14 protein-coding genes are annotated in these 19,016 nt (G+C 73.9%); 6 read left to right on the top strand and 8 right to left on the bottom strand.

Features of this window, described 5'->3' with window-relative positions:
- Positions 1 to 21 precede the first annotated feature (21 nt).
- Entirely contained in the window at positions 22 to 969 is a 948-nt protein-coding gene (locus C6W10_RS10645) for a hypothetical protein (protein ID WP_234361891.1), read from the top strand.
- A 51-nt stretch (positions 970 to 1,020) separates the two neighbouring features.
- Here C6W10_RS10645 and C6W10_RS10640 read toward each other — a convergent pair whose 3' ends face one another.
- A complete protein-coding gene (locus C6W10_RS10640) occupies positions 1,021 to 2,220 on the bottom strand; it encodes a glycosyltransferase (protein WP_107257926.1) in 1,200 nt (399 codons plus the stop codon).
- 299 nt (positions 2,221 to 2,519) lie between these two features.
- Between C6W10_RS10640 and C6W10_RS10635 the strand changes: the two genes are divergently transcribed.
- A complete protein-coding gene (locus C6W10_RS10635; RefSeq protein ID WP_107257925.1) occupies positions 2,520 to 3,086 on the top strand; it encodes a DUF5709 domain-containing protein in 567 nt (188 codons plus the stop codon).
- Positions 3,087 to 3,131: 45 nt separating this feature from the next.
- Here C6W10_RS10635 and C6W10_RS10630 read toward each other — a convergent pair whose 3' ends face one another.
- Together C6W10_RS10630 and macS are read right to left on the bottom strand one after the other, a co-directional pair.
- Positions 3,132 to 3,767, bottom strand: coding sequence for a response regulator transcription factor (locus C6W10_RS10630; RefSeq protein ID WP_107263832.1), 636 nt, complete (start codon positions 3,765 to 3,767; stop codon positions 3,132 to 3,134).
- A 70-nt stretch (positions 3,768 to 3,837) separates the two neighbouring features.
- Positions 3,838 to 5,013 carry a MacS family sensor histidine kinase gene (gene macS, locus C6W10_RS10625; protein ID WP_107257924.1) on the bottom strand — a complete coding sequence of 392 codons (1,176 nt, stop codon included), beginning with the start codon at positions 5,011 to 5,013 and terminating at the stop codon, positions 3,838 to 3,840.
- Between the two features lie 143 nt (positions 5,014 to 5,156).
- On the opposite strand from macS, the gene C6W10_RS10620 reads away from it, so the two are divergent.
- Genes C6W10_RS10620 through C6W10_RS10610 form a run of 3 tightly spaced genes read left to right on the top strand, consistent with a single transcriptional unit; the run spans position 5,157 to position 8,161 of the window.
- Positions 5,157 to 5,618, top strand: coding sequence for an ATP-binding protein (locus tag C6W10_RS10620; protein ID WP_107257923.1), 462 nt, complete (start codon positions 5,157 to 5,159; stop codon positions 5,616 to 5,618).
- A 55-nt stretch (positions 5,619 to 5,673) separates the two neighbouring features.
- Positions 5,674 to 7,194 carry a glycerol kinase GlpK gene (gene glpK / locus C6W10_RS10615; RefSeq protein ID WP_107263831.1) on the top strand — a complete coding sequence of 507 codons (1,521 nt, stop codon included), beginning with the start codon at positions 5,674 to 5,676 and terminating at the stop codon, positions 7,192 to 7,194.
- 28 nt (positions 7,195 to 7,222) lie between these two features.
- On the top strand, positions 7,223 to 8,161 hold the full coding sequence (locus C6W10_RS10610) for a phosphotransferase family protein (protein WP_107257922.1): 939 nt from the start codon (positions 7,223 to 7,225) through the stop codon (positions 8,159 to 8,161).
- A gap of 24 nt (positions 8,162 to 8,185) precedes the next feature.
- Here C6W10_RS10610 and C6W10_RS10605 read toward each other — a convergent pair whose 3' ends face one another.
- Both C6W10_RS10605 and C6W10_RS10600 read right to left on the bottom strand, forming a co-directional pair.
- A complete protein-coding gene (locus tag C6W10_RS10605; RefSeq protein WP_107257921.1) occupies positions 8,186 to 8,590 on the bottom strand; it encodes an MmcQ/YjbR family DNA-binding protein in 405 nt (134 codons plus the stop codon).
- A 73-nt stretch (positions 8,591 to 8,663) separates the two neighbouring features.
- Positions 8,664 to 9,203: a hypothetical protein gene (locus C6W10_RS10600; protein ID WP_107257920.1), complete on the bottom strand. Its 540-nt coding sequence runs from the start codon at positions 9,201 to 9,203 to the stop codon at positions 8,664 to 8,666.
- 152 nt (positions 9,204 to 9,355) lie between these two features.
- Here C6W10_RS10600 and C6W10_RS10595 point away from each other — a divergent pair, with 152 nt between their 5' ends.
- On the top strand, positions 9,356 to 13,162 hold the full coding sequence (locus C6W10_RS10595) for a PD40 domain-containing protein (RefSeq protein WP_107257919.1): 3,807 nt from the start codon (positions 9,356 to 9,358) through the stop codon (positions 13,160 to 13,162).
- Between the two features lie 21 nt (positions 13,163 to 13,183).
- On the opposite strand, the gene C6W10_RS10590 is transcribed toward C6W10_RS10595, so the two are convergent.
- The 3 genes from C6W10_RS10590 to C6W10_RS10580 form a co-directional block, all read right to left on the bottom strand.
- On the bottom strand, positions 13,184 to 15,880 hold the full coding sequence (locus tag C6W10_RS10590; protein WP_107257918.1) for a sugar-binding protein: 2,697 nt from the start codon (positions 15,878 to 15,880) through the stop codon (positions 13,184 to 13,186).
- A 587-nt stretch (positions 15,881 to 16,467) separates the two neighbouring features.
- On the bottom strand, positions 16,468 to 17,520 hold the full coding sequence (locus tag C6W10_RS10585) for an ROK family protein (protein ID WP_234361691.1): 1,053 nt from the start codon (positions 17,518 to 17,520) through the stop codon (positions 16,468 to 16,470).
- A complete protein-coding gene (locus C6W10_RS10580; protein ID WP_107257916.1) occupies positions 17,517 to 18,983 on the bottom strand; it encodes an argininosuccinate lyase in 1,467 nt (488 codons plus the stop codon). The genes C6W10_RS10585 and C6W10_RS10580 overlap by 4 nt, the downstream gene beginning before the upstream one ends.
- Between the last annotated feature and the right edge of the window lie 33 nt (positions 18,984 to 19,016).

Raw genomic sequence — 19,016 nt, 5'->3', positions numbered from 1 at the left:
GGTTGGTGCTTCCTCGCGGCCATGATCGCCGCCTACGGCGTGGCCAACCTGCTCCAGTCGATGGCCGCGACCCGGACCACCCTGCACCACACCTTCGACCCGGGGCTGCTGCTGCGGCTGGTCGGGCACCGCAGCTATCTGGTCGGGCTCACCTGCCAGGTGCTCGGCTTCGTCCTCGCCTTCCTGGCCCGGCGCGACCTGCCGCTCTTCCTGGTCCAGGCGAGCGTGGCGGCCGGGCTCGGCGTCACCGCCCTGCTCGGGGTGCTGGTGCTCAAGTGGCGGCTGCCGGCCGCCGAGGTGCTGCTGCTGGTACTCCTGCTGGTCGGGATCACCGCCCTGGTGCTGGCCGCGAAACCGGCGCCGTCCCGGCAGCTCGGGACCGCCGGGGTGGTCGCCCTGGTCGTCGCGCTCGGCGTGATCGGCGCGCTCGGTTTTCCCGCCGTACGCCTGCACGGCGTGCCGGGTTCGGTGGCGCTCGGCGCGCTGGCCGGGCTGGCCTTCTCGGCCGCCGCGGTGGCCGCCCGGCCGCTCGCCTCGGTGCACTCGTTCGACGCCTTCCTCCGGGACCCCCTGCTCTACCTGCTGATCGTCCACTCGATCGTCGGGCAGTTGCTGCTCGGCCTGGCGATGCAGCGCGGCTCGACGACGGCGGCGGTGGCCGCGATGGACGCCGCCGGTGCGGTACCGGCGGCGGTGGTCGGGCTGCTGCTGCTCGGTGACCGGATCTGGCCGGGCCGGGAGTGGTTGGCCGGGGTCGGCTTCCTGGTCACCCTGGTCGCGGTGCTCGGCCTGACCCGGTACGCCGAGCCGCAGCACCAGCACGGTCCGCTGCCCGACCAGCGCGGCCGGAAACTGCCGGTACGCTCCCCGGCGGCGCCACCGGCCCGGACCGGTCCCCGACTGCCCGGGTCGACGGCGGTACCTGACCGGCGCCGCTCCGCCCCGATCGCACCGGTCCCCCGCCGCTGACCGCCGGTCGACAGGGGCGCCCCGGCGGGGCAGAGGCGTCCCGGCGGTTCGTCAGCTCGGGGCGGGCAGGCGGCGGAGTACCACCCGCTCGTAGAGGCGCTCCAGCGCGCCGGCCGTACGGTCCCAGGTGTAGCTGCACCGCACCCGGTCCACCGCCGCGTGCCCGTACGCGAACCGCTCCGCGTCGGCGGCGAGCAGCCGGCGCAGCGTCACGCCCAGCCCGCGTACGTCGCCGGGCGGGACGAGCCGGCCGGTGACCTCGTCGACCACGGTGTCCACGATGCCGCCCATCGAGTAGCCGACCACCGGTACGCCGCAGGCCATCGCCTCCAGCGGCACCCGGCCGGCGGAGGCGTACCGGGGGGTGCAGGCCACCACGTCGGCGGAGCGGTACCAGGCGGACATCTGGTCGTGCGGCACCGAGCCGACCAGCTTGATCTGGTCGGCGACCCCGCTGGACTCGGCGACCTCGCGCAGCCGGCGGGCCTCGGCGTGGTTGTTCAGGTGTTCGGCGGGCGGCCCGCCGGCGATGACCAGCTCGACGTCCCCGACCAGCCGCAACGCCCGGATCAGGTCCTCCTGTCCGTGTCCCGGCTCCAGGCCGCCGGCGGCCAGGATGCGCGGTCGCCGGTCCCGGGTCGCCGCCTCGCCCTCCGGGGCGAAGAGTTCGGTGTCCACGCCCGCCGGCACCACCACCACGGAGGCGCGCTGCAACCCCATCCGGGTCAGCTCGTCGACCTCGTCGGTGCACTGCGCCACCGCCATGTCCACGGCCCGGGTCAGCGCCCGCTCCAGCGGAATCCGCTGCCCCGGACCCCGGTACGCCTCGCCGAGGTGGCGCAGTTGCTCGACGCCGAGGGAGTGGAAGGTCTGCACGACCGGGATGACGGTGTCCCGGACGGCGCTCGCCGCCGCCAGGCCGCCGATCCAGAAGTGTCCGTGCACCACCTCGGGGGTCCACTCCCCGGCCCAGCGTTCGGTCAGCCAGCGGCCGAGTTCCGGCACGTACGGCACCAGTTCGCCGGTGCCGGTGGCGCGGGGCGGACCCACCGGTACCCGCTCCACCCGGTAGCCGCCGATCTCGCTGACCGGCGGCGCGGCGGGATCGTCGAGCCGCTCGTAGACCCGTACGTCGTGGCCCCGCCCGGTCAGCTCGGCGGCCACCCGGGCCACGTGCTGGTGCGTGCCGGCGAAGTGGCCGCGACGCTCGTGCGGCGGGCCGGCGTGTGCGCAGACGAGGCCAACGCGCATGGGTCACCTCCAGCGACGGCAAGGGCGGGCTAGGGCCGCTCGATCAGAGGCTCCCATTAACCACGGCGGGCCGAGCGGAAACCTGGCAAACCGGTCCGCCCACCCCGCCGGCCCGGCCATTCGTCGCCGACGGCCGGCGTCGCGGGAGCCGGTCACCGACCGCGCCGTCGCCGTCCTTCCCGTTTCGGCCCTGGCTAACCGCACCGGGGCGGCGGGGTCCGCCGGGTGGCGGCGGTCGGCGTGGCGCCCGGTCGCCTTCGCCCGGTTACGGGTACCCGGCGAGCGGGTAGTGATCTGTCATGCGCGATGACGAGTTTCCGACGCCCGTGTCCGACCCGGAGGCGGAGGGCCTGCCCGGCACCGCCGACGACGACTCGACGGCCGGTGACGACGTCGCGACCGGTCGGGAGGCGGACGGCTGGGATCCCGCCGCACTTCCCACCGACCGGCCGCTGGCGGTGGACCGGTACGGCACCACCGCGGAGGAGCAGGCCGATGGCGAGTCGCTGGACTACCGGCTCTCCCAGGAGCGACCCGACGTGCCGGTCGAGGACCCGTACGCCGGCACCGTCGACCAGGCGCTCTCGGACGAGGCGGACAGTGACGAGGCCGCCGCCGAGGCACAGCTCGACGCCGACGTGATGGATCCGGGTCCCACCTCCGACCCGAACTCCCCGGTCTCGATCTACGACCATGGCAACCTCGGCGACGCGCCGGGCGGCGGCCCGGTCGGCCGGCTGGTGGAGCCGGACGAGGGCGCCCGGTACGACGACGAGACCGACTCCGTCGCCATCGACCGTGGTGCGGCGGGCGGCGGCGCGAGTGCCGAGGAGCTGGCGGTCAACGAGACCCAGCCCCCGCCGTGACCCGGCCGGCCCGACCGACCCGGCCGGCCCGGTGGGTCAGTCGGGTCAGTCGCCGTCGAGGCCCTGTTCGATGGCGTAGCGGGTGAGTTCGACCCGGTTGTGCAGTTGCAGCTTGCCGAGGGTGTTCTGCACGTGGTTCTGCACCGTACGGTGCGACAGCCCGAGCCGGGTGGCGATCTGCTTGTAGGACATCCCCTTGGCGACCAGCCGGAGCACCTCGGTCTCCCGTTCGGTCAGCCGGGGCAGGTCGTCTCCGGGGGGTGCCGGCGCGGCGGCGATCCGCCGGTACTCCCCGAGCACCAGACCGGCCAGCCCGGGCGTGAAGACCGCGTCCCCGGCGGCGGTACGCCGGACCGCGTCCAGGAACTCCGCCGGCCCGGCGGACTTGAGCAGGTAGCCGGTGGCGCCCGCCTTCACCGCGTCGAGTACGTCCTGCTCCTCGCCGCTGGCCGAGAGCATCAGCACCCGGACCCCGGGCAGCTCGGCCAGCAGTGCCCGGAGCACCTCGACGCCGGAGATGTCCGGCAGTTGCAGGTCGAGTACGACCACGTCGGGGCGGGTGGCCGGGGCGACCCGGACCGCCTGCCGCCCCTCGCCGGTGGTGGCGACGACGTGGTAGCCGGCCTCGGTGAGGTCGCGGGCCACCCCTTCCCTCCACATCGGATGGTCGTCGACCACCATCACCCGGACAGCCGGCACGCCCTCGTCGGTCACACCGGCGAGCCTAGACGAGCCGGTACCGTCCACACGATCACGTGCGCTGCCCGGGGATCGTGCGGTCCCGGGGGATCCGCAGCTCGACCTCGGTGCCCTCGCCGGGAGCCGAGCTGATCCGGACCGTGCCACCGAGGTCGGCGATCCGTCCCTCGATCGACTGGACCACGCCGAGCCGCCCCTGACCGGCCGCCTCGGCGAGCCGTCCCGCCGGGATTCCCGGCCCGTCGTCCCGGACCGAGACGGTGACCGCCGCCGCGTCGTCCTCGACGAGTACCCAGCCCCGGCCGCCGCCGTGCCGGGCCACGTTGTCCAGCGCCGCGCCGACCGCCGCCGCGACCTCACCGGCGGTACCGGCGGGCAGCGGCACCGGCGTGGCCGGGGCGGCGATCGAGACGGTGGCCGAGGCGTACCGGCCGAGCAGCGAACGCAGGTCGACCTCCTGGCGGTCCAGCCCGGTCGGTGCCCGGCTGGCGATCAGCGCCCGCAGCGCGGCCTCCTGTTCACCGGCGAGTCTGGCCAGTTCGGCGGCCTCGCCGTCGAGGTGTGCGCCCCGGCGCTGGACCAGGGCCAGTACCTGGAGGACGGAGTCGTGGATCCCCCGGGCCAGCCGCTCCCGCTCCCGGGTCGCCGCCTCCAACTCGACGGCTCGCTGCAACCGCTCCTCGGCGATCACCGCCAGCCGGACGACGTGCCCGACGGCGATCCCGGCGAGCAGCATCAGCGCGGCGCCGGTCAGCGACGCCTGGGCGAACCGTTCCCGGGCCACCAGGTCGGTGCCGCCGATCACCAGGGCCGCCACCACGCCGCGCCGCCGCCCGCCGGAGACCGCCCAGGCGAGTACCGGCCCGGCGAGCCAGGCGACGCTCGGTGGGGGTACCCCGTCGTTGAGCACCTCCCGGCCGACCACCCGGGGGGCGGCGACCACCACCGCCAGCACCACGGCCAGGTCGGCCAGGAGCAGCGGCCAGCGCCGCCAGGCCGGATCGGCGTACGCGTAGCCGGCGAAGACCGTCCAGCCGGTCATGGCCAGCAGGAGTACCGCACCGGACACCGGATGCGTGTAGTCGCCCAGGTTGCGTACCGCGAGTACCGCGACGTAGGCCAGGGCGGCGAACCGGTAGACGGCGATGGACCGCCACAGCGGCGCCTGGAGGCTGCCCGGCGGGTCGCGGCGGCGACCGCCCGGCGCGTCGCTCGTCGGATCGGGCACGCAGAGACCATCGCACAGCTTCGCCGAGCGGGCGGACCCGCACGCCCGGCCAGGTCGACCGGCCGGCTCGGATGCGCAGCTACATACCCTGACGTAGGGTGGGAAAGCCACGAAAGGACTCGACGACCAGCGGTGGGACGGCCATGAGCGACATTGATCCCCTCGCGCGCACTGCTGTCGCGCCCGACGGGACACCTCCACTGCTCGCCGAGACCTTCGACGCCGACCGGGTGACCGAGATCCGGCACGCGGTCGCGGCGCGCTCCGAGGCGACCGGTCTGCAGGGTGCGCGCCTGGACGACTTCGTGCTGGCCGTCAACGAGCTGATGACCAACGCGGTACGGCACGGCGGCGGGCAGGGCTGGCTGCGGCTCTGGAGTACCGGAGGGACCCTCTACTGCCTCGTCTCCGACACCGGTGCCGGGATCGGAGCCGAGCGGCTCGACGACCGCCGGCGCCCCCTGCCGGAGATCGCCGGTGGTTGGGGACTCTGGCTGGCCCGGCAGCTCAGCGACGAGATGCTGGTCGACAGCGGTCCGGCGGGCACGACCGTGCGGATCAGCGCCCACCTGGATGCCGCCGGGTCCGAGCGGCCGACGGGGTGACTTCCGGCTCCCGGGCCGGATGACGACGGCGCGGGCGCCGGGTACGGTGCTGCGCATGACCGGTCAGTTCGTCGCCGCGATCGATCAGGGCACCACCTCGTCCCGCTGCATCGTCTTCGACGCCGAGGGCCGCATCGTCTCGATGGCCCAGCGGGAGCACCGGCAGATCTTCCCCCGACCAGGCTGGGTCGAACACGACGCCGAGGAGATCTGGACCGCCGTCTGCCAGGTGGTGCCGGAGGCGCTGGCCGAGGCGGGGATCGGCGCCGACCGGCTCGCCGCGATCGGCATCACCAACCAGCGGGAGACCACGGTGGTCTGGGACCGGGCCACCGGCCGGCCGGTGCACCACGCCATCGTCTGGCAGGACACCCGTACCGCGCCGCTGCTGCGCCGGCTCGACAGCGAGTACGGCGAGCAGCGCTTCCGGGAACGCACCGGGCTGCCGCTGGCCACCTACTTCTCCGGGCCGAAGCTGCGCTGGCTGCTCGACAACGTCGACGGCCTGCGGGACCGGGCCGACCGGGGCGAGGTGCTCTTCGGCACCATGGACAGTTGGCTGATCTGGAAGCTGACCGGGCGGCACGTCACCGACGTGACCAACGCCAGCCGGACGCTGCTGATGGACCTGCGGACCCTCGACTGGGACCCGGAACTCCTCGACGTGCTCGGCGTCCCGGCCCGGATGCTGCCGGAGATCCGCTCGTCGGCGGAGGTCTACGGCACCGCGGACGGCCTCCCCGGAAGCGGGAACGGGAGCGTCGGGCCGCTGGCCGGGGTACCGGTGGCGAGCGCGCTCGGCGACCAGCAGGCGGCACTCTTCGGGCAGACCTGCTTCCACCCCGGCGAGGCGAAGTGCACCTACGGCACCGGCAGTTTCCTGCTGCTCAACACCGGCCAGAGCCCGGTGGCCTCCCGGCACGGGCTGCTCAGTACGGTCGGCTACCGGATCGGTGACCAGCCGGCGACGTACGCCCTGGAGGGGGCGATCGCGGTCACCGGGTCGCTGGTGCAGTGGCTGCGGGACAACCTCGGGCTGATCTCCAGCGCGCCGGAGGTCGAGGAGCTGGCCCGGACCGTCGAGGACAACGGCGGCTGCTACGTCGTACCGGCCTTCTCCGGGCTGTTCGCCCCGCACTGGCGCAGCGACGCCCGGGGCGTCATCGCCGGCCTGACCGGCTACGTCACCAAGGGACACCTGGCCCGGGCCGTGCTGGAGGCGAGCGCCTGGCAGACCCGCGAGGTGGTCGACGCGATGAACGCCGACTCGGACGTGGCGCTGCGCCGGCTCCGGGTGGACGGCGGGATGACCGCCAACGAGCTGCTGATGCAGTTCCTCGCCGACGTACTCGACGTACCGGTGGTCCGCCCCGAGGTCAGCGAGACCACCTGCCTCGGCGCCGCGTACGCCGCCGGTCTGGCGGTCGGCTTCTGGCCGGACCTGGCGACGCTGCGCGCGCAGTGGCGCCAGGACGCCGACTGGGCACCGGCGATGGAGCCGGCGCACCGGGACCGCGAGCTGCGCAACTGGCGCAAGGCGGTGGCCCGCACCCTGGACTGGGTCGAGGACGAGTGACGGCGCCGACGGACCGGGGCGAGCCCGGGTGACCGGTTCGCGGACCAGCGACGAGCTGCACACGGTCGCCGAGGCGCTGGGCAGCAGGGTGCTGGAGACCCGGCGGCTGGCCGGCGGCTTCTCCCACGAAACCTGCCTGGTCACCCTCGCCGACGGCGAGGTGGTGGTCCGGCTCGGCGGACCCGACCCGGCGGTCGAGGCCGCGGTCATGGCGACCGCCCGGCGGTACGTCCCGGTGCCCGAGGTGCTGCTCGTGCTGCCGGCCGCCGAGGGGGCCCCGGACGCCCGCCCGGCCACCGCCATCGAGTACGTCTCGGGCACCCCGCTGGAGCAGGTGCTCGCCGCCGACGGGTCGGGGCTGTCCGACCTCGGCGTCGAGGTGGGCCGGGTGGTCGCCGGCATCGGCACGGTGACGTACGACCGGCCGGGCTTCTTCGTCGACGAGCAGCTCACCGTGCGTACGGAGCCCCCGTGGTCGGCGCAGTTGCCCGAGGTCGTGGCGGGCTGCATGGCCGCGACCGAGCGGCTCGACCGGCCCACCCGGGACAACTGGACGGCCCTGTGCGGCAGCCACGCGCCGACGCTGGCCCGGGTGGACGACCACGCCCGACTGGTGCACGCCGACGTCAACCCGAAGAACATCCTGGTCAGCCGGGACGGTGGGAGCTGGCGGGTGGCCGCCGTACTGGACTGGGAGTTCAGCTATTCCGGCTGCCCGTACGCCGATGCCGCCAACATGCTGCGGTTCGGCGCCGACTATCCGGCCGAGTTCGTCAGCGGCTTCCGCGCCGGGTACGCCGCCCACCAGCCGGCCGACCTGCCGCTGCCGCCGGACTGGGCCCACCTGGGCCGGGTGTTGGACATGTTCGCGCTCAGCGACCTGGTCACCCGGCCCGCCGGAAATCCCGTCGCCGACCAGGCGGCCCAGGTGATCCGCCGCTGGGTCGAGGCGGGCCTACCGGACTGAATCGCCGGCCGGGGAAAGGCGACGTCAGCGGCCCGGCCCTCGGTCGTCGAGCCGGGCGACCCGGCGCGGCCCGGCGGTACGCCGGTAGCTGGCATCCAGCAGCTCCCCGATCTCGTCCCAGTCGGTCTGGTCGGTGAGGTCCACCCCGATCCACCCGTACGCGCCGAGGTACATCGGCAGGTAGCAGTGCTCCTCGGCCAGCAGCGCCGCACGTTCGTCGGGGTCGACCAGGACGATCACCGACTGCTCGTGCTGCCGGTAGCCGCCGTCGACCTTCACCGATCCGCCGTAGTAGGCGAAGACCTTGGTGGTGTAGAAGGTGGGACGTCCGTGCGAGACCTTCTCGGCCGCGTCCGGAAAGGCCAGCGCGAGCGACCGTACCCGGTGCAGCAGCGGATCCGACTCGTCGAACATGATCGGGTGTCCCATACCGGAAGCCTCGCACGGCGGGTGCCGCCCCGGGCAGGGACGGCACCCGACTGTGTGCGAACGCGTCAGCGACTCAGGTGTGGCAGAGGATGCCCAGGTCGTCGACCCAGGTCCCCAACTGCACGCCGTTGACGCCGATCAGCGAGACCCGGACCAGGATGTCCGTCGGGCCGTGGTTCCACGAGGTGGAGACGAAGGTGTACGGCGCCGCGCCGCTGAGCACCACCGTCTTCAGCGCCACGTACGTGAAGCTGTTCGGCTCGATGATCTCGAAGTTGATCTGCTGGGTGGCGAGTACCGGGTTCACCCAGATGCCCGCCGTGCAGCTCGTGGTCGGCGGCAGGAAGACCCGCCGGCCGACCGAGGAGAAGCCGGCGCTGCGCATCGAGATGAACCCGTCCTTGACTCCGTTGTGGGTCTGCAACGAACTGATCCCGCCGGTGCCGTCACCGACGTGACTGAAGCTCCAGTTCGCCGCCTGGTTGCCCTCGAAGCCGTCCTGGACGGTGATGATCGCGGCGCTGGCCGGGGACGCGGTCCCGGCGAGCAGGGCCACGGTCAGTCCGAGTAGCAGCGTCGCCACCCCGAAGCGCCGGGAGAAGATGGACCGCATTACTGATCACCTCGTGATCTGCCTGGTGGGGCGCCTGTCGCACCCCGCTGAGGAGATGTCTAGTCGCCGACTCGTTGTCCGGCTTCGGGCCGCAGACCCGGACAATCAACTCCGGACAGTCGACCGACGAGCTACCACGAGTGAGGAAGACAGTGCCGCGACCAGAGGCCGCACTCGGGCCCGGTACCCCGCAGGTGCGGGAGTTCGCCGCCGGGCTGCGCCTGCTGCGGGAGAAGGCCGGCATGCCCGGCTACCGGGAACTGTCCCGGCGGGCGCACTTCTCCGCCACCACCCTCTCCGAGGCGGCCGGCGGGCGGCGGCTGCCGACCCTCGCCGTCACCCTGGCGTACGTGACCGCGTGCGGCGGTGACCCGGCCGACTGGGAGGCCCGGTGGCGGCGGATCGCCCGGGACGAGTTGCCGGCCCCCACCCCGCCGCACCCGGACGACGCTCCCTACCAGGGGCTGCTGGCGTACGGGCCGGAGCGGGCGGAGTGGTTCTTCGGTCGCGAGGACGTCGTCGACGACCTGCGGCAGCGGCTGGCCGGCCGCCGGTTCGTGGCACTCTTCGGCGCCTCCGGCAGCGGCAAGTCCTCGGTACTCCGGGCCGGCCTGGTGCCCACCGTCACGAGCCGGCCGGAACAACCGCCGGTACTCGTGCTGACCCCCGGCCCGGATCCGGTCGGCGAGCTGGCGGTACAGCTCGCCCGGCTGCTCCGGATCCCGGCCGGCGCCCTCCGGGCGGACCTCGTCGCCGACCCGGCGCGGCTGCACCTGGCGGTCCGGCAACTGCTGGCCGACGCCCCCGCCGAGGCCGACCTGTGGCTGGTGGTCGACCAGTTCGAGGAGGTCTTCACGCTCTGCCGGGACGCGGACGGCCGGGCCGGGTTCGTGGCCGCGCTGCTGGCCGCCGTCGCCGCGCCGGACAGCCGGCTGCGGGTGGTGCTCGGGGTACGCGCCGACTTCTACGGCCACTGCGCCGAGCTGCCCGAGCTGGTGGCGGCGCTGGCCGACGCCCAGGTCCTGGTCGGGCCGATGACCGCCGCCCAGGTCCGGGACGCGGTGGTACGCCCCGCCGAGCGGGCCGGTGCGATGGTCGAGGGCGCCCTCGTCTCCACCATCGTGGCCCAGGTCGCCGGCCGGGCCGGTGCGCTGCCGGTCGCCTCGCACGTGCTGCTGGAGGCGTGGCGCCGCCGCCGGGGCAGCGCGGTGACGCTGGCCGGCTACCAGGCGGCCGGCGGGATCGACGGCGCGGTGGCGCAGACCGCCGAACGGGTCTGGCAGGAGTTCGACCCCGGGCAGCGACGGGCGGCCCGGCACGTACTGCTGCGGATGGTGGAGATCGGCACCGGGGACGAGTCGGCGGCACCACTGGACCGGCCCGGCCTGCCGACCGCCCGCCGGGTGGACCGGGCCGAACTCGCCGAGACGGACGCGCTGACCTCGGGCGTACTGGAGCGGCTGGCCGCCGCCCGACTGGTCACCCTGGACGACCGCTCGGTACGGCTGGCCCACGAGGCGCTGCTCGACGCCTGGCCCCGACTGCACCGCTGGCTCGCCGAGGACCTCGACGGGGTACGCGTGCACCGGCAGCTCACCCAGGCGGCGGCGGGGTGGCGGTCGCTCGGCCAGGACCCGGGCGGGCTGTACCGGGGGTTGGCGCTGTCCCGGGCCCAGGCGTGGGCGCAGGCGCACCCGGAGAGCCTGACCAGTGCGGAACGGGATTACCTGGACGCCAGCCGGCGGGCCGAGGACCGCCGGGCGACCGGTCGGCGGCGCCGCCGACGGCTGCTCGGTGCCGCGCTGGCGGTCGTCGTCTCGGTGGTGACGGTGCTCGCCTCGCTGGCGGTGGTGCAGGCCCGGCAGGCGCGGGCGCAGCGGGATCTCGCCGTACACCGGCAACTGGTCGCCGGGGCGCGGGCCCAGATGTCCCGCGATCCGCAGCTCGCGTTCCTGCTGGCCCGGCGCGCCTTCGAGGTGCGGCCGGACGCCGAGGCCGAGACGGTGCTGCGGCAGGCGACGCTGAGCTGGCGCGGGATCGAGGGGCGGCAGGTCTTCGCCGCGCCGGTCAAGCAGGCGGCGCTGACCCCGGACGGCCGGTACGCCGTCGCCGCCGGGGAGCGGAGGTCGATCCAGCTCTGGCAGCCGGCCGCGCCCGACCGGCCGCCGGTGACGCTGGCCCAGCCGGGCTCGGAGCTGCTGACCGCCCTGGCGATCAGCCCGGACGGTCGACGGGTCGCCAGTGCCGGCGAGTCCGCCTCGGTGCGGCTCTGGGACACCGCCGACCCCGGCCGGGCCCCGCTGCTGCTCGCCGGCCACCGCGGGCCGGTCCGCGACGTCGCGTTCAGTCCGGACGGCCGGCGGCTGGCCACCGGCGACGCGGCCGGCGTGGTCCGGATCTGGAAGCTGACCGGCACCCCACAGGCCCGCGCGCTGCCGGCCGCCCGCGGCTTCGTCTTCTCGCTGGCCTGGTCGCCGGATGGCCGGCGGCTCGCCGTGGCCAGCACCGGCGACCCGACCCGGATCTGGTGGCCGGCCGAGCCGGGCCGGGCGCCGACGCTGCTCGCCGACTCCACCGGTACCGCCGACGGTCTGCTGTTCAGCCCGGACGGCGGGCGGATCGTCGGCGTCGACAACGCCACCACCGAGGACGGCGGCGTACTGCGGATCTGGCCGGCCGACGGCGGCCAGCCGACGGTACTCGGCCGGCTGCGCAGCGCGTTTCCGGCCGCGTTCAGCCCGGACGGGCGCCGGCTGGTCAGCAAGAACGCGTACGGCGTGATCACGATCTGGGATCCGACCGGTGCCTTCGACCCGCTGCCGCTGCGCGGGCACGCCGGTACGGTCTGCGCGGTCGCGTTGACCCCGGACGGCCGGCTGGTCAGCGTGGGGCAGGACGGCACCGTCCGGCACTGGGACGTCGGGGGCCCGTTCGACCCGACGATCGCGCAGCCGCACGACGGCCTGGTGCACGCCGCCCGGTTCAGCCCGGACGGCAGCCACCTGGCCAGCGCGGGCATCTTCGACGGTACGGTCCGGATCTGGCCGGTACCGGTAGACCGGGCCGGACCGCCCTCCGCCGCCGGTTCCGCCGCCCCGGTCGTACTCTCCGGGCACGCCGGGATGACCATGGACGTCGCGTTCGCGCCGGACGGGCGGCGGCTGGCCAGTCTCGACGCGGCCGGCACGGTCCGGCTCTGGGACTGGCCGAGCGGGCGGCAACTGGTCGCGTTCGAGGCGGCCCGGGCGACCCGGGTGGTGTTCGGCCCCGACGGCCGCCGGCTGTTGACCAGTGGTGGCGGCGGCATCCGGCTCTGGGACCGGCTCGACGGCCGGCCGGTCGCGGTGGACCTGGCGCCGACCGGTTCGGGTGCGGCGTTCAGCCCGGACGGCGCCCGGGTGGCGACCGGCACCGAGGACGGCGGCGTACGGGTCCGGACCGTCGCCGGGGACGCTGTCGTCACCCTGCACGGCGGTGCCGATCCGGTCAGTTCGGTGTCGTTCAGTCCCGACGGCGCTTCGGTGGCCGGGCTGAGCCGGGACAGCACCATCCGGATCTGGCCGGCGACCGGGGGTGCCGCCCGGGTGGTGCTCCCCTCCGCCGGCCAGGGTGCCGCCACCACCCGGCTCGGCTACACCCCGGACGGGCGGCACCTGGCGATCCTCGGCGGTGGCGAGGAGCTGACCGGGATCCAGCTCTGGGCCGCCGGTGGTGCGACCGAACCGGTGACCCTGCGTACCCTCGGCCCCGGACCGCTCGGCTTCGCGTTCGCCCCGGGCGGTGAACGGGTCGCCACCGTGCACTCCGACGGCTCGGTACGGATCTGGCGCTGTGACGTCTGCGGTCCGGTCGACCGGCTGCTCGGCACCGCGGCCACCCGGGCCACCCGGCCGTTCACCCCGGACGAGCGGCGGACGTTCCTGTTGGACGGCGAGCGGCCGGGTGGGCCGGACGCGTGATCCGGCCCACCCGGCGGCGGGTCAGCGCGACAGCCGGTGGGCGAGTCCGGTCGTCGCGTCGTCGTGCTGGTAGGAGACGAGGACCGACGATCCGGCCGGCGGCGCGGTGTCGACCGGCAGCACCAGGGTGTGCCTACCGGAGCTGAGGTCCCGGGTGGTGCTGGCGAGGACCTTCGTACCGTCCCAGACGAAGACCCGGACGGTGCCGGACTGCCTGGTACGCAGGTCCACGCTGACGGATCCGCGCCTGGTCTTCACCTGCTCGACCCGTACCGTGTTCTCCGGCAGGGCCCGCCAGCCGCCGGGGGCGACCCCGTCCCTGCTGGACTGTGCGATGGTCTGCGGCGAGTCCACGCTCAGCGCCGCCGTCGCCGGGAAGATCGGCTCCTTCGGCGCCGGGTCCCGGCTCGGGTACCCGTCGAGGCGGGCGATCCCCCACCGCCACGGGTCGGCCCGGACACCGGTCCAGGTCGACCAGCCGACCCGGGTCTGCCCGGACAGGTCCTGGGTGTCGGAGTCGTTGACCAGGATCTCCAGGCCCATCCGGTTCGGGTCGACGGTGTCCGGCAGCACGTCGAACGGAATCTTCGCCTCGATCCGGTAACCGTTGTACGGGTCGGAGACGACCGACGCGACCTGCATGCCAGGCGCGGTCTCGGGGCCCGGACCCTGGTGGTTGTCCCGCTCCCGGGCGTAGCACGGCGGGTTGCCGTGCTCGGGGTCGTTGGTGGTCGGGAAGAGCGCGACGTTGAAGACCGTCGAGGTGTTTCCGGAGTTGCCCCGGGGGTCGATGCCGAACTCCACGTTGTCGTTGCGCCGGGGACGCTTGCAGTCCTCCGGCGGCAGGACCGAGCCGAGGACGTCGTCGGTGACGTTCAGCAGCACGTAGACGGCGTCGTCGGTGTAGGTCAGCTGCGCGGTGCCGGAGATGTCCGAGGCGGGTGCCGCGGGTCCCTCCCAGCGGGTCGAGATGTCGATGGTCTCCCCGGTGTACTCCCCCGGCCCGGCGGTACCGTCGACCGTCGGCGCGGTCGCCGCCTTCGGGATCGTGGTGACCGGGACGAGGTTCAGTGCCCCGTTCTCGACGGCGTCGCCGCCGTTGAAGCTGGTCTCGATCCCGACCGGGTAGGCGCCGTCGTTCGGTGCCCGGTTGGCGGTCGGCAGCGTCGGGTCCGTGTTGGTGACCGTGAAGGTGACCGCCGTACGCGCCCCCGGCCGCAGCCCCTGGTAGGTCTGCTGCGCCTCCGCCACCGAGAAGCCGGCCGGGAGGGTCAGCCGGACGGAGCCGGACTGCACCTGGTCGCTGTAGTTGGTCAGGTCGACCCGGATCGGGCGGGTGCCGCCGCTCGGCAGGCTCAGCAGCGACGGGATCAGCGCGTCCAGCGCCTTGACGTCGTGCTTCTCGGTCCACTGCCGGAAGTCGGCGATCTCGGGCAGCGGTTCGAGGGTGCCGCGTACCGGTGCGGTGGCCCGGACGACCGCGCTGTTGCTGCCGCTGCCGTCCTTCTTGCTGGTCATGGTGGCCTTGAGCGAGAACCGGTCACCGGCGACGAGCCCCTGCGGCGGGGTGACGGTGAACGTCGCCACCTTCGTCTTGCGGGTGGGGACGGTGCCGATGTCGCCGTTGCCCCTGACGGTCCAGCCGGCCGGGGCCGACAGGCTCACCCTGGCACCGGGGATCGCCCGGTCGGCGCCCCGGACGACCGCGTCGACCGTGAACGGACGTCCGGAGAGGACCTCCCAGCGTTCCGGTTGGACGTCCACTTCGGTACCGAGCGGAAGCCCGCCCCTGGCCTTGATGGTGGCGCCCTGTAGGGCCGCCGTGCCACCGGCCGTCGGGTCCGGGTACGGCGTACGGCTGTCGATCAGCGTGATCCGGTTGCAGCCGATCCTGGCCGGGTCGGTCTCGGCGTCGGCGCTGTTGCCCCAGCCCTGGCTGACGTACTCGCGTCGGGCCAGGACGTTGAGCTGGTTCCAGCGCATGTCGTCGTGCCGGGCCGACTGGTAGCCCTGCCAGGTGCCGAAGACGACGTTGGTCGGGTCGGACGGGGTGAACGGGGCGGTCTCGCAGGCCTGGCCGGTGGCGCCCGTGCCGGCGCCGCCGCTCTGGAAGATCCGCGCGGCCCGCCAGGGCTTGAGCCCCTCCTGCCTGATCTGCTCCGGGAACGCGTTCGGGTCGGCCGCGGCGTAGAACGCCTCGACGGCGAGCATCGCCGCCTTCTGGTGGTTGCCGTGGTTGCCCTGGGTGGCCGAGGGGTTCATCGTGATGATGACCTCCGGCCGGGTCGTCCGGAGTACCCGCACGATCCGCGACAGCGCGCTCTGGTAGCCCCAGATCTGCTCGGAGAGCGGGGCGCTGGCGGTGTAGTAGAAGTCGACGGCGTCGAGGTTGTAGATGTGGTCGATGCCCGCCCAGCCGGTCGCGCGGCGCTCCTCGGCCTCGCGGAGGATCCCGAGCGGCGGGCCCTCCTCCAGGCCGACGGCGTTGCCGCCGCCCTCGCCGCGGGTCATGGTGATGACCCCGGCCTCGATGTCGTGGTATTCGTTCCAGTATCCGAGCATGCCGAGTTGGCCTGCTTCGTCGTCCGGGTGCGCCCCGATGAACATGACGTCCAGGTCGACGGCGTCGTCGGACTTGGCCGCGGCCGGAGCCGCGCCAAGCAGGCTGAGTGATACCAGACCGCAAACCGCTGTTGCGATCTTGGCGCGCCATCTCATGTGCATACCTCCTCTTGAGGACTCTGTGCAGGTCGGCGCAGGCGTACCGGTGTTGCTGCCGGCGCGCGCCACGCGGACGGCGGAACCCCGACGCGGTACGTCGGTTCGCGGATTCACACGTGGGTCAACCGGGTGTCCGCCACGGATTCCGGTGGCGGCGTCGGATGCTCAGACACCAGCGGCGCTGGACGTCTGCGGTGGGTGAACGATCGGCGTTGGGGGCAGCGGGACGGTCGTCCGTACCCGCTGGAAGGCCTTCGCTGGGTAACGCTAAAGATCGTCTTGGGGCGAGTCAATCCTCTGGGCGCTCCTTTCTTTCTTCCGGGAAGAAATCAAGTGAACGTCCGAGCGCGATCCGCCATCCGCCGGTCGAACTCCTTGCCGGAGCCGCTAAGTACGACTTGTTCCGGCCGGCGATCGGGGCGGAAGACAGATACCAATGACACCGGAATAACGGACATAATTAATTTGCCCGAGGAACGAAGGTATCCGTCCGCGCAACTGCGGCCACCCGTCGGGAAGGGGCCCGCCGTCGCTTTCCGGATCGGCGGGTCCCTTCCCGACACACCTGGGCCGCTGTCGGAGGATCAGCCCCGATCCGGGGTGGACACCAGCTCGGCCGCCATCGTCACCGCGCCGAGCAACGCCGCGTCGTCCGGGAACCCGGAGAGCACGAGTTCCGGGCGGTACGGCAGAGCCTCCGTGAGACGCTCGGCGAGCAGTTCGCGGACCAGCGGGTTACCCGCCACCCCGCCGACCAGCACCACCCGGCGCGGGTCGATCAACAGGCAGCAGGTCACCAGGTGGCGGGCGAACTCGTCGAGCCGGGCCCGCAGCGCGTCCCGGGCCGGACCGGGACGGGCCGCCTCGGCACAGAGTGCCGCCGCGCCGCCGGTCAGACCGAACGTCGCCGCCAGCCGGTCCAGCGCGCCGCCGGAGAAGACCTGCTCCAGGATGGACTCCGGGCCGGACCAGCCGGTCACGGCGTACCCGATCTCGCCGGCCGCCCCGCGCCGGCCGGACAGCACGGTGCCCTGCGTCGTGACCGCGGCCGCGACACCGGTGCCGAGCCCGACCACCAGCCCGGGATCCGCGTCCCGCAGCAGGCCGAGGCGCAGCTCGGCCAGCGCCGCCGCGTTCAGGTCGTTTGCCACCGCCACCTGGGCGACGCCGAGCCGCTCCCGGACCGCGTCGGCCAACCGCAACCCCTCCCAGCCGGGTACGTTCGGCGCCAGGTCGATGCCGTCGGACCGGATCACCCCCGGCGAGGCGATCCCGGCGGCGGTGAGTTCGCCACCGGCCCGGGCGAGCAGCTTCGCCGCCAGCTCCAGCGCCCGGTCCAGCGCCTGCCGGGCACCGAGTTCCGCCTGCGTGGCGACCCGCTTCGCCACCAGCAACCTGCCGCCGTGGTCGGCCACCCCGACGGCCATCTTCGTACCGCCGAAGTCGATGCCGAGCAGCCGACCCGACGCCGCCACGGCGTCCGGTGCCGCCCCCGACATCCGGCGTACGCCGTCGAGGTCGACGACGCCGGGTTGGGTCGGCGCCGCAGCGTGCCGGGAATTGGGGCCGCCGCCGTCGGAGGTCTCGGGACCGGGAAGCCGTTGTTCGGACGAGGTCGGGTGGGACCGTACAGTCACTGCCCGAGCCGCCCGTCCACGGCCTCGTCCAGGGCCCGCTCGGCGGCGGCGAGCCGGCCCCGCAGGCCCGTCACCCGGGCACCGACCGCGTCGAGGCTGCCCCGCAGGATCCGGACCTGTGCCCGTACCGCCGCCGTGCCGGGACCGTCCGCCTGGGCGCGGTCCATGGTCAGCTCCGGGCGGACCGCGGCGGCGATCAGATCCGCCACCGCCGCGTCGTCGAGCGGGCCGGCGAGGCCGACCGTGCCGGCCGCGGCCCGGACCTGCTCGGCCGTCCAGGTGTCCGGGGTACCGGCCCGCACCAGGGTGCCGACCACCGAGTGTGCGGCCCGGAACGGCACGCCGTGCCGGGTCAACGCGTCGGCGGCGGCCGTGGTGGTCGCCCCCGACGCGACGATCTCGGCCGGTGTCGGCGGCTGCTCCGGTACGAGTTCGCCGAGGAACCCGCCGAGCAGCGCGAAGAACCGGTCGCCCCGGTCGCAGCTCTCCCAGAGCCGGACCTGTACGTCGGTGGTCGCGTTGTTGGAGTCCTCCCACCACGCCGCGCCCACGTTGTTCAGCACCGAGGCGGCGTCACCGGCCGCCGCGCCCGCCATCGAGACCAGGTGCTCCAGCACCACCGGGTTGCGCTTCTGCGGCATGATGCTGCTGCCCTGGGTGAAGTCCACCGGCGTGGCCACCCAGCGCCAGCTGAGCCAGTCCATCAGGGTGCGGGCCAGCCGGGCACCGGTGGCCAGCGCCTGGGCGTTGAGGGTGGCCACCCGGACCAGGTGGTCGGCCCCGGCCACCGCCTCGTACGAGTTGGTGATCAGACCGTCGAAGCCGAGCAGTTCGGCCAACCGGGCCGGAGAGATGTCCAGATCGGTACCGGCGAACGCGCACGAGCCCAGCGGCGAGCGGTTGAGCTGGTCCAGCAGGTCGGCGTAGGCGGTCGCCTCGTCGGCCAGCGCCTCGGCGTACCCGGCCAGGACGTGTCCGATCGTGGTCGGCTGGGCCGGCCGGCGGTGGGTGTACCCGGTGATCAGCACGTCGGCGTACCGGTCGGCGCGGTCCAGCGCGGTGAGCCCGGTGGCCAGCAGCCGGTCCAGTACGCCGAGCAGCTGCCCCCGCAGCACCATCCGGAACACGCCCGCGTCCAGGTCGTTGCGGCTGCGGGCGAGCTGGACGTCGAGTTCGGAGGTGGGTATCCCGCACACCTCGGCGAGACGCTTCTCCACCTGGAAGTAGGTGTCCTCCACACTGCCGTCGAACGGCGGCGGCGCGGCGGTGTCGGCCGCCAGCTCGCGCAGGCCGCGGAGCAGCCGGACCCCCCGTTCGGCCGGGATCAGGCCCTGCTCGACGAGCATCACCACGTGGGCCTGGCTGGCCTGCACCATCGGCCCGAACAGGTAGGGGGCGTGGTGGTCGTAGGTCGGCCGCAGGTGGTGCTGCTGGTAGGTGGTCAGCGACGGTCTGCTCGTCATGGTGTCCCTCGTGTCCGTTCGTTTCGCCGGAGG

Source organism: Plantactinospora sp. BB1, from assembly GCF_003030385.1.
Taxonomy (GTDB): Bacteria; Actinomycetota; Actinomycetes; order Mycobacteriales; family Micromonosporaceae; genus Plantactinospora.
The sequence above is the reverse complement of the archived record's forward strand: the minus strand, read 5'-3'. Positions and strand labels throughout refer to the sequence as shown.

Excerpts from the sequence above, each read along its gene's own strand:
- C6W10_RS10645 (WP_234361891.1), top strand. The coding sequence starts at position 22 with ATGATCGCCGCCTACGGCGTGGCCAACCTGCTCCAGTCGATGGCCGCG.
- C6W10_RS10640 (WP_107257926.1), bottom strand. The coding sequence starts at position 2,220 with ATGCGCGTTGGCCTCGTCTGCGCACACGCCGGCCCGCCGCACGAGCGT.
- C6W10_RS10635 (WP_107257925.1), top strand. The coding sequence starts at position 2,520 with ATGCGCGATGACGAGTTTCCGACGCCCGTGTCCGACCCGGAGGCGGAG.
- C6W10_RS10630 (WP_107263832.1), bottom strand. The coding sequence starts at position 3,767 with ATGGTGGTCGACGACCATCCGATGTGGAGGGAAGGGGTGGCCCGCGAC.
- C6W10_RS10620 (WP_107257923.1), top strand. The coding sequence starts at position 5,157 with ATGAGCGACATTGATCCCCTCGCGCGCACTGCTGTCGCGCCCGACGGG.
- glpK (WP_107263831.1), top strand. The coding sequence starts at position 5,674 with ATGACCGGTCAGTTCGTCGCCGCGATCGATCAGGGCACCACCTCGTCC.
- C6W10_RS10605 (WP_107257921.1), bottom strand. The coding sequence starts at position 8,590 with ATGGGACACCCGATCATGTTCGACGAGTCGGATCCGCTGCTGCACCGG.
- C6W10_RS10600 (WP_107257920.1), bottom strand. The coding sequence starts at position 9,203 with ATGCGGTCCATCTTCTCCCGGCGCTTCGGGGTGGCGACGCTGCTACTC.
- C6W10_RS10590 (WP_107257918.1), bottom strand. The coding sequence starts at position 15,880 with ATGAGATGGCGCGCCAAGATCGCAACAGCGGTTTGCGGTCTGGTATCA.
- C6W10_RS10580 (WP_107257916.1), bottom strand. The coding sequence starts at position 18,983 with ATGACGAGCAGACCGTCGCTGACCACCTACCAGCAGCACCACCTGCGG.